The sequence below is a fragment of the Streptomyces sp. H27-H5 genome (assembly GCF_026627505.1).
Classification (GTDB): Bacteria; Actinomycetota; Actinomycetes; order Streptomycetales; family Streptomycetaceae; genus Streptomyces.
In genome coordinates, this window is record NZ_JAPNLK010000099.1 from 19,340 (window position 1) to 27,520 (window position 8,181).

Consider the following 8,181-nt stretch of genomic DNA (forward strand, 5'->3'; position numbering starts at 1 on the left):
TAGAACTTCGGACACCTTAGGCCAGGCAGCGCGGCCGAAACCGAACGGTTTGTGGCCGGTATACGGATATGACGCCCGATATCCGGACGCCCTCCGTCCGCATCCCTACGCGTCGACCGTGTGCCGGTCGGCGACCTCCAGCGCCGCGTCCAGCAGGGCCAGACCCTCCTTGGCCTCGGTTTCCGTGATCGTGCACGGGGGGACGACATGCGTCCGGTTCATGTTGACAAAAGGCCACAGACCGGACGCCTTGCAGGCGGCCGCGAACTCGGCCATCGGCGCGTTGTCCGCACCGGCCGCGTTGTACGGAACCAGCGGCTCCCGCGTCGACTTGTCCCGCACGAGCTCCAGCGCCCAGAACGCGCCCAGCCCCCGGACCTCCCCGACCGAGGGGTGCCGCTCGGCCATCTCGGCGAGCGCCGGTCCGATCACCTGCTCCCCGATCCGGGCGGCGTTCCCGACGACGTCCTCCTCCTCCATCGCGTTGATCGTCGCGACGGCGGCGGCGCAGGCGAGCGGGTGACCGGAGTACGTCAGACCGCCCGGGTAGGGGCGTGTGGCGAAGGTCTCCGCGATCGCGGCCGAGATGGCCACGCCACCGAGCGGCACGTAGCCGCTGTTCACGCCCTTGGCGAAGGTGATCAGGTCGGGGGCGACGTCCCAGTGGTCGGCGGCGAACCACTTGCCGGTGCGACCGAAGCCCGACATGACCTCGTCGAGGATGAACACGATGCCGTGGCGGTCGCACAGCTCGCGGACGCCGGCCAGGTAGCCGGGCGGCGGGGTCATGATCCCGGCGGTGCCGGGGACGCTCTCCAGGATGATCGCGGCGATGGTCGCCGGGCCCTCGAAGGCGATGGTGTCGGCGAGGTGGGTCAGGGCGCGGGCGCACTCCTCGGCCTCGGTGGTGGCGTGGAAGGGTGAGCGGTAGAGGAACGGACCCCAGAAGTGCACGACGCCGGCCGCGGCCGTGTCCGAGGGCCAACGGCGCGGGTCGCCGGTGAGGTTGATCGCGGCGGCCGTGGCCCCGTGGTACGAGCGGTAGGTGGACAGCACCTTCTGGCGGCCGGTGTGCAGCCGGGCCATCCGTACGGCGTTCTCGACGGCCTCGGCGCCGCCGTTGGTGAAGAAGATCTTGTCGAGGTCGCCGGGGGTCCGCTCGGCGATGAGGCGTGCGGCCTCGGAGCGGACGTCGACGGCGAAGCCGGGCGCGAGGGTGCAGAGCCGGGCGGCCTGCTCCTGTATCGCGGCGACGACCTTGGGGTGCTGGTGGCCGATGTTGGTGTTCACCAGCTGGGAGGAGAAGTCGAGGAAGCGGTTGCCGTCGTAGTCCCAGAAGTACGACCCCTCGGCCCCGGCAATGGCGAGCGGGTCGATCAGGGCCTGGGCGGACCAGGAGTGGAAGACGTGGGCGCGGTCGGCGGCCTTGACGGAGGCGCCGGTGACATGAGGGGTCATGCGGTCACGCTAAAAGTGCGCAGGTGGGGAGGGATATCGGCGGACTGTATGGGGGTGGGGGCCACCCCTCGGCAGTCTGTCTGCACCGGATCGAATGCCCATTGACAGCATGCTGTCGTCATGACAGGATTCTGTCGCAGTCAGGGTGACGGCGCGACGGACCCCCCACCCCACCCGCCCTGGCACACCGCAGGACACAAAGCGCCTCAGGGCACGGAGCACCTCGGAACGTCGAGCACCCCGCACAGGCACGCACATCCACTCGTACCGGCACGCACACCCACACACGGAGGCGAGCACCATGAGCGAGACCCCGCGCAAGCCCGTCCACCTCGCGGTCTACGACACGTACGCGGACTGGGAGACCGGCCACACCACCGCGCACCTCACCCAGCGCGGCCACGAGATCCGCACGGTCGGCGCCACCGCCGAAACGCCGGTCACCACCATGGGCGGCCTCCGTGTCCTGCCCGATCAGGCCCTCGCCGACCTGCGCCCCGAGGACTCCTCCCTGCTCATCCTCACGGGGGCGGCGCTGTGGGACACCGGGGACGACCTGGCGCCGTTCGCCGCGAAGGCCCGCGAGTTCCTGGCGGCCGGGGTCCCGGTCGCGGCGATCTGCGGAGCAACCGCGGGCCTCGCCCGGGCCGGCCTGCTGGACGGGCGCCCCCACACCAGCGCGGCCGCCGAGTACCTGGGGGCGCAGCCCGGGTACGGGGGCGGCGCGGACTACGTCGAGGCCGACGCGGTCACGGACGGCGACCTGATCACGGCGGGCCCGACCGAGCCGGTGGCCTTCGCGCGCGAGGTGTTCGCGCGGCTGGACGTGTACAAGCCCGATGTACTGGACGCCTGGTACCGGCTCTTCCACGACTCGGACGCGAGCGCGTTCCCGGTCCTGATGGCGGCGGCGGAAGCCGGCGATGCCTGAGCGGGAGGCGGCGGCGCCGGCGGGGGCCGGGGCGGGGGCGGCGGACGAGGGAGTGGCGGACGAGGAGACCGTGGGCGAGGGAGGGGCGGGCGAGGGGCTTTCCGGGCGTGCCCGGCAGGACCTGTTGAGCCGCACGGCGCTCGGGGTGTTCCGGCTGAACGGCCGACTCCTCGCCGTCTCGGAGGAACTGGCCCGCCCGGCCGGTTTGACCGCGGCCCGCTGGCAGGTCCTGGGCGCCGTGCTCCGGGAGCCGCTGCCGGTCGCGGGCATCGCCCGGACCATGGGCATCACCCGCCAGAGCGTCCAGCGCGTCGCGGACCTGCTGGCGGCGGGCGGTCTCGCGGAATACGTTCCCAACCCGGCCCACCGGCGGGCCAAGTTGCTGCGTCCGACGGAGGGCGGCCGGGCCGCCATCGCACGCATCGACCCGGGTCATGCCTCCCTGGCCGCCCGACTCGCGGCCGAACTGGGCGAGTCGGCCTTCGCGGAGACGGCCCGCGTCCTGGAACGCCTGGCGGCGGCTCTGGACACCCTCGGGGATCCGGCGGCCGGGGAGGCCGGGATCGGTGAACCCGCGGAGCAGGATGTCGTGGTCGGCGATGTCGTGGTCACGGATGCCTCGGTCGGGGATGTCGGGGTCGGGGATGCCTCCGTCGGGGATGTCGCGCCGGGGGGTGCCGCCGGCCGGTCCTGACCGTGGCCGGCGGCGGGGCCGCACGCCTCGGCCCCGCAAACGGAATCCCGGGACCGGGAACCGCGGAACGCCGCAAACCACGGCCCGCCCGGACACCGTCCCTCCCCACGCGGAGCCCACCGCGACCTGAAGCCCTCCAACGTCCTGCTCAAGCTGGACGGCCCCCGCGTCATCGACTTCGGCATCGCCCGGGCGCCGCACGACCCGGACGCCCCCGATCAGGGACTCACCCAGCCCGGGGTGCTCGTCGGCTCCCCCGGTTTCATGGCACCCGAACAGGTGTGCGGCGAGCCGGTCACTTCCGCGATCGACGTGTTCTGCCTGGGTGCGGTGCTGGCGTACGCGGCCACCGGCCGACTGCCCTTCGGGGACACGGAACAGGGCGGCGGCGCGGCCGGGTTGCTCCTGCGGGTCGTCGAAGCGGAACCCGACCTGGCCGGCGTGCCCGTCGAACTGCTCGACCTCGTACGGGCCTGCCTGCTCAAGGAGCCGGCCGAGCGGCCGACGTCCGCTGAGGTGTTGGCCCGGGTCGGCGCCGGGGACACCGTGGCCGACGGGAGGGCCTTGGAGCCGTGGCTGCCGGCGCCCTTGGTGACACTGCTCGGCAGGCACGCGGTGGCGCTCCTCGACCGCGAGGACGCGGGCCCGGACCGACCGCCGCCCCCGAGGCCCGCGCACCCGCCGACGTACGGGGCGGGCGAGGGGCCGGTCCAGGCGGCAGGAGAGGGCGCGCGCGACGGGGCGGGCGAGCGGGCGCACGATGGGGCGGCGGGGTTCGGGGCGGCGCCCCTGCCGGTGCTCCCGCCAACGCGGGGGGCGGTGTACGGAGCGGCGTGCGGGCCGATACCGGGGCAGCCTCCGGCGCCGCCGCCCAGGCCGCACCGCGCGCCCGGGGCCCGACCGCGCCGCGCCTCGACGGCCTTCCTGACGGCGGTGGCGGCGGTCGTCGCCGTCGCGTCGGGGGCCACGGTCCACACCGTGATGAGCGCGGATCCCGGGGCTGTTTCGCCCGTCGCCCGGCCGGTGGCGAGCGGCGCCGGCGCCGCGCCGTCCACAGCCGCCGCCCCGAGGACCGGGACCCCGAAGACCGGCGCCGGTGCGGACACCGGCACCGCCTCGGCCGGACTTTCGGCGGCGCTGCCCGATTCCTACGCCGGCGCATGGCGGGCGACGTCCGGGACCGCCACCTGGCACCTCACCCTGACCACCGGCACGGTCGGCGACCCCGTCATGGACCTGCGGGTCGAGGACCCGGGCTACTCCTGTACCTGGAGGGCCACCCTGCTCGGCGGCGGCGACGCGGTGGAACTGGCCGCCTCGACCGTCACCTCCGGAGCCCCTCCGACGTGTACCGCAGGCGTTGTCAGCCGGCTCAGGTTGCTGCCCGACGGAAGCCTTCGGCGCGAACTGACGGGGTCCGCGAGTCCCCCTCTCACGTACGACAGGGAGTAGCCGCGGCTCATTTGTGTCGACGTCAATAACCCTTCAGGCAGCGCCTGTTACGTGCGTCAACGCCATCGCACACTGCCGCACATGGAGCCGTTGAGCGTAGTGGCACGACTGTGGGAGCGGATCGGGGCACGCGACTGGGACGGCGTCGCCGGATTGATCGCCGAGGACTCGGTCATCGAGTGGCCGGTCAGCAGCGAACGCATCGTGGGCCGGGCCAACTTCATCGCCGTCCTGAGCGACGACGCCGACACCGACGAGGGATCCGTGGAGGTGCTGCGCATCCTCGCCGACGGGGATCTCGTCGTCACCGAGGTGGAGATACCTCAGGACCACGTCGTCTACCGGGCCGTCTCCCTGTGGACCGTCCGGGGCGGCGAGATCGTGGGGGCCAGGGAGTACTGGACCAGCCCCGGACAGGATCCCGCGCCCCGTTGGCGGGCGGGCTACGTGGAACCCCTGGTCGCGGACTGAGTCGTGGGCCGGTGACCGCCCCGCGACCGCGTGCCCGCCCGCCTCGCCGTCCGTCTCTTCCTCGCCTCGCCGCCCGTCTCGCCCCCGCTTTCCGGTCAGGCCGGTTCGGACGCCCCGGGCTGCCCGGTCCGACCGAGCAGGCCGTCCAACTCCTCGCCGATCGCGGCCCGCAGCGCGTCGTGGCGGGGCGCCAGCGCGTGGCGGTCGCCGCGCCAGAACTCCTCGTCCTCGTACAGCCAGACGGGCAGTCGGACGATGTCGGCGGCTTCCCAGTCGTAGCGGGGCCAGATGTGGGCGTGGAGATACGGGTCGGTGTTGCCCAGGATCTCGATGTTGACGCGCCGGAAGGCCGGATCGAGGCGGGCACAGGCGCGTTCGACGGCCTCGGCGAACCGCTCCAGGTCGGTGAGGTAGGCGGTCCGGCTCGCCGGAGGCAGGTCCGAGAGCCGGGTCACGGCCGGGTCGTCGGTCAGCAGGACCGAGTATCCGGGCAGGAACTGCCGGTCCCCGATGACCGCGAAGCCGGAGTCGAGGCGGCGGAGCACGGTGGGGTTCTCGCCCCGGTGGGCGCTGCCGATGCGGTCCTTGCGCCAGTCGTTGTCGATCATCCCGGGACCCTAACGAACGTGTCGGGTAGACGGGTTGACGGGTGGGCGGTTTCGGTTGATGGAGTGGGCGGTTTCGGTTCGTGGGGTGGGCGGGGCCTGATCCGTGGCTCGCAGGTACCCCCTGTCATACCTGAGAGCCACTCACCAATGAGGCTCCGCAGCGTGACGCCGACCACGGGCCGCGATTCCTAACTTCGGAACCAGAAGAACGCACCCCTCTGGACCTCCGGACCGAAGGAACCCACGCCATGAGCATCGGCAGCCGTACGACCCGCACCCTGCTGGCCGGCCTGATCGTCGCGGCCGTGGTGTTCCCGCTGTCGGCGGCCGCCACGCCCCTCGTGCCCGCCCCGAATCCGGTGGCCTTCTCCGATGGCACCGCTGCCCGGATCCGCTACACCGCGAACCAGGGCAACCTCGCGGAGGCGGCCCGGATGGCGCAGGACGCGGGCCGCGGCGGCCGGGCGGCGAAGCTCCGGGCCATGGCGGCGCCTTCGGGCGGGGCCCGGTTCCTGAGCTTCGACGGGCGGGGGAAGGGGCGCGTCGTCGAGGTGTTCGGCGATGTGGAGACCGCGGACCGGGTGGCCGTGCTGGTACCCGGTTCCGACACCACCTTGGACACCTATCAGAGGTTCCGTGCCGGGGCCGTCGCCCTTCAGCAGCGCCTACAGGCCGAGCATCCGCGCTCCGCCGTGGTCGCCTGGCTCGGGTACGACACCCCCGGCACGGTCAGCGCCACCGTCCTGACCACCGGTCGCGCCGACGAGGGCGCCGCCGAACTGGGCCGCTTCCTGGCGGGGTTGCGGGAGCTCAGCTGGCCCGCCGCCCGGATATCGCTCCTGTGCCACTCCTACGGCTCCGTGGTCTGCGCCCGCACCACGACCGGCCCCGATGTCACCGACACCGTTCTGTACGGCAGTCCGGGGACGGGGGCCGGATCGGCCTCCGAGCTGCCGACCACCGCGCGCGTCTGGGCCGGGCGCGGCAGCGACGACTGGGTGGCCCACGTGCCCCATGTGCGGCTCGGCTCCATGGGATTCGGCACCGACCCGGTGGATCCCGCGTTCGGCGCCCTGCCCTTCGCGGCGGGTGACGCCGGGCACAGCGACTACCTGCGGCCCGGTACCGAGTCCCTCGACAGCCTGGCCCGCATCGTCGTCGGCTCCGCCGACACCACCCCTGTCGTCACCACTGCCGCCGCTTCCGACGTCCTCGTGCGGCCGAACCCTTCGGAGGCCTCCCATGCGTAAGCGTCCCGCCCGCTGGTCCGACCTCGCGGACCGCATACACGCCGCCACCCCGGCCTCGCGGGATCGATCCGTGGACGCGCTGCGCGCCTTCGCCATCCTCGGCGTGGTGCTGGGCCACTGGCTGGTCACCGCACTGACCACGGCCAACGGCGGTCTGAGCACGACAAGTCCGCTGGCCCACATGAGCGTGCTGGCGCCGGTCTCCTGGGTGTTCCAGACCCTGGCCGTGTTCTTCCTGGTCGGCGGTCATGTCGCGGCCCAGGGGTACGCGTCGGTGCGGGCGCGCGGAGTCTCGTACGGGGCGTGGATCGGTCAACGCCTGCGCCGGTTGTTCCGACCGGTGGCGGCGGTCGTCGCCCTGTGGGCGATCACGGCGGTCGGAATGCTGCTCGGCGGAGTGGACTTCGACACCGTCAGATCGTTGGTGAAGCTGGTCCTGTCGCCGCTCTGGTTCCTGCTGGTGTTCGCCGCGCTCACCGCCGCGACGCCGCTCGTGGCCCGACTCAACCCGTTGTGGCCCGCCGCGGTGGTGGCGGGTGTGGATGTCTGGCGGTTCGGCTTCGCGGGTCCCGAGTGGATCGGCTGGGTCAATGTCGCCGCCGGCTGGCTCGTCCCGTACACACTGGGGGCCGCCTGGTCCCGGGGAGCCTTCGCCCGACGGACCCCGGCACTCCTCCTCCTGGTGGGCGGCGCGCTCGGCACCGCCGCGCTGATCCTCTGGGGCGGGTACCCGGCATCCATGGTGGGCGTCCCGGGCGCAGAGGTCTCGAACCTCAATCCTCCGACCATCGCGGCCGTCGCGTTCGGTGTGGCCCAGTGCGGGTTGGCCCTCCTGCTCCGCGAACGGCTCGCCCGAGCCATGCGGCGCCCTCGGGCGTGGGCGAAGGTGGCGCTGGTGAACCTGTCCGCGATGACGGTCTTCCTCTGGCATCAGACCGCGATGATGGCCGTCACCGCCCTCGGCCTCCTGGTCGCCGCCGATCTGCCCGGCCTGCACACCGTCCCCGACTCCCCCGTCTGGATAGCGGCCCGTCTGCTGTGGCTGCCGGTGTTCGCGGCCGCCCTGTCGGTGTGCTGGGCCGGGTTCCGCACGTACGAACAGGGAACGTCCGGCCGTGGTGGCCGTGTCGTCCGTGTCGGCTCCGCCTCCGCGGATCGGCAGCCGGCATCCGAGAGGGAGATCGCCCATGCCTAGTGCAGCGCGTTGCAGGTCCTTTTCCGGTTGGGCGGGTTGGGTGCGGTCACGCCTCGTGGTCGGCGAGGTGGACGATGGCGGCGGTGTCGAAGGCGTCGTTGGGGTGGCCGATGTCGGTGCCG

7 protein-coding genes and 1 pseudogene are annotated in these 8,181 nt (G+C 72.9%); 6 read left to right on the forward strand and 2 right to left on the reverse strand.

Translation table 11 applies throughout. The annotated features are described in order from the left end of the window. Positions 1 to 105: 105 nt before the first annotated feature. Positions 106 to 1,458 (reverse strand): aspartate aminotransferase family protein, encoded by a 1,353-nt coding sequence (locus tag OTB19_RS34410; protein WP_267802658.1) that lies wholly within the window; start codon positions 1,456 to 1,458, stop codon positions 106 to 108. A gap of 301 nt (positions 1,459 to 1,759) precedes the next feature. Between OTB19_RS34410 and OTB19_RS34415 the strand changes: the two genes are divergently transcribed. The 4 genes and pseudogenes from OTB19_RS34415 (at position 1,760) to OTB19_RS34430 (ending at position 5,006) form a co-directional block, all read left to right on the forward strand. Further along, positions 1,760 to 2,389 (forward strand): DJ-1/PfpI family protein, encoded by a 630-nt coding sequence (locus OTB19_RS34415; protein WP_267802659.1) that lies wholly within the window; start codon positions 1,760 to 1,762, stop codon positions 2,387 to 2,389. Beyond that, a pseudogene (locus OTB19_RS34420) lies at positions 2,382 to 2,948 on the forward strand (MarR family winged helix-turn-helix transcriptional regulator); the annotation flags it as partial. The gene OTB19_RS34415 and the pseudogene OTB19_RS34420, both read left to right, overlap by 8 nt. A 261-nt stretch (positions 2,949 to 3,209) precedes the next feature. Further along, positions 3,210 to 4,535: a serine/threonine-protein kinase gene (locus OTB19_RS34425; protein WP_267802664.1), complete on the forward strand. Its 1,326-nt coding sequence runs from the start codon at positions 3,210 to 3,212 to the stop codon at positions 4,533 to 4,535. An 81-nt stretch (positions 4,536 to 4,616) separates the two neighbouring features. After that, positions 4,617 to 5,006, forward strand: coding sequence for a nuclear transport factor 2 family protein (locus OTB19_RS34430; protein WP_267802660.1), 390 nt, complete (start codon positions 4,617 to 4,619; stop codon positions 5,004 to 5,006). A 95-nt stretch (positions 5,007 to 5,101) separates the two neighbouring features. Here OTB19_RS34430 and OTB19_RS34435 read toward each other — a convergent pair whose 3' ends face one another. After that, on the reverse strand, positions 5,102 to 5,611 hold the full coding sequence (locus OTB19_RS34435; RefSeq protein ID WP_267802665.1) for an HIT family protein: 510 nt from the start codon (positions 5,609 to 5,611) through the stop codon (positions 5,102 to 5,104). Between the two features lie 251 nt (positions 5,612 to 5,862). Between OTB19_RS34435 and OTB19_RS34440 the strand changes: the two genes are divergently transcribed. Continuing rightward, positions 5,863 to 6,864: an alpha/beta hydrolase gene (locus OTB19_RS34440; RefSeq protein WP_267802661.1), complete on the forward strand. Its 1,002-nt coding sequence runs from the start codon at positions 5,863 to 5,865 to the stop codon at positions 6,862 to 6,864. Continuing rightward, complete coding sequence (locus OTB19_RS34445) at positions 6,857 to 8,059, forward strand: acyltransferase family protein (RefSeq protein ID WP_267802662.1); 1,203 nt, start codon at positions 6,857 to 6,859, stop codon at positions 8,057 to 8,059. The genes OTB19_RS34440 and OTB19_RS34445 overlap by 8 nt, the downstream gene beginning before the upstream one ends. The last annotated feature ends 122 nt before the right edge of the window (positions 8,060 to 8,181 follow it).

Excerpts from the sequence above, each read along its gene's own strand:
- OTB19_RS34440 (WP_267802661.1), top strand. The coding sequence starts at position 5,863 with ATGAGCATCGGCAGCCGTACGACCCGCACCCTGCTGGCCGGCCTGATC.
- OTB19_RS34445 (WP_267802662.1), top strand. The coding sequence starts at position 6,857 with ATGCGTAAGCGTCCCGCCCGCTGGTCCGACCTCGCGGACCGCATACAC.
- OTB19_RS34415 (WP_267802659.1), top strand. The coding sequence starts at position 1,760 with ATGAGCGAGACCCCGCGCAAGCCCGTCCACCTCGCGGTCTACGACACG.
- OTB19_RS34430 (WP_267802660.1), top strand. The coding sequence starts at position 4,617 with ATGGAGCCGTTGAGCGTAGTGGCACGACTGTGGGAGCGGATCGGGGCA.
- OTB19_RS34410 (WP_267802658.1), bottom strand. The coding sequence starts at position 1,458 with ATGACCCCTCATGTCACCGGCGCCTCCGTCAAGGCCGCCGACCGCGCC.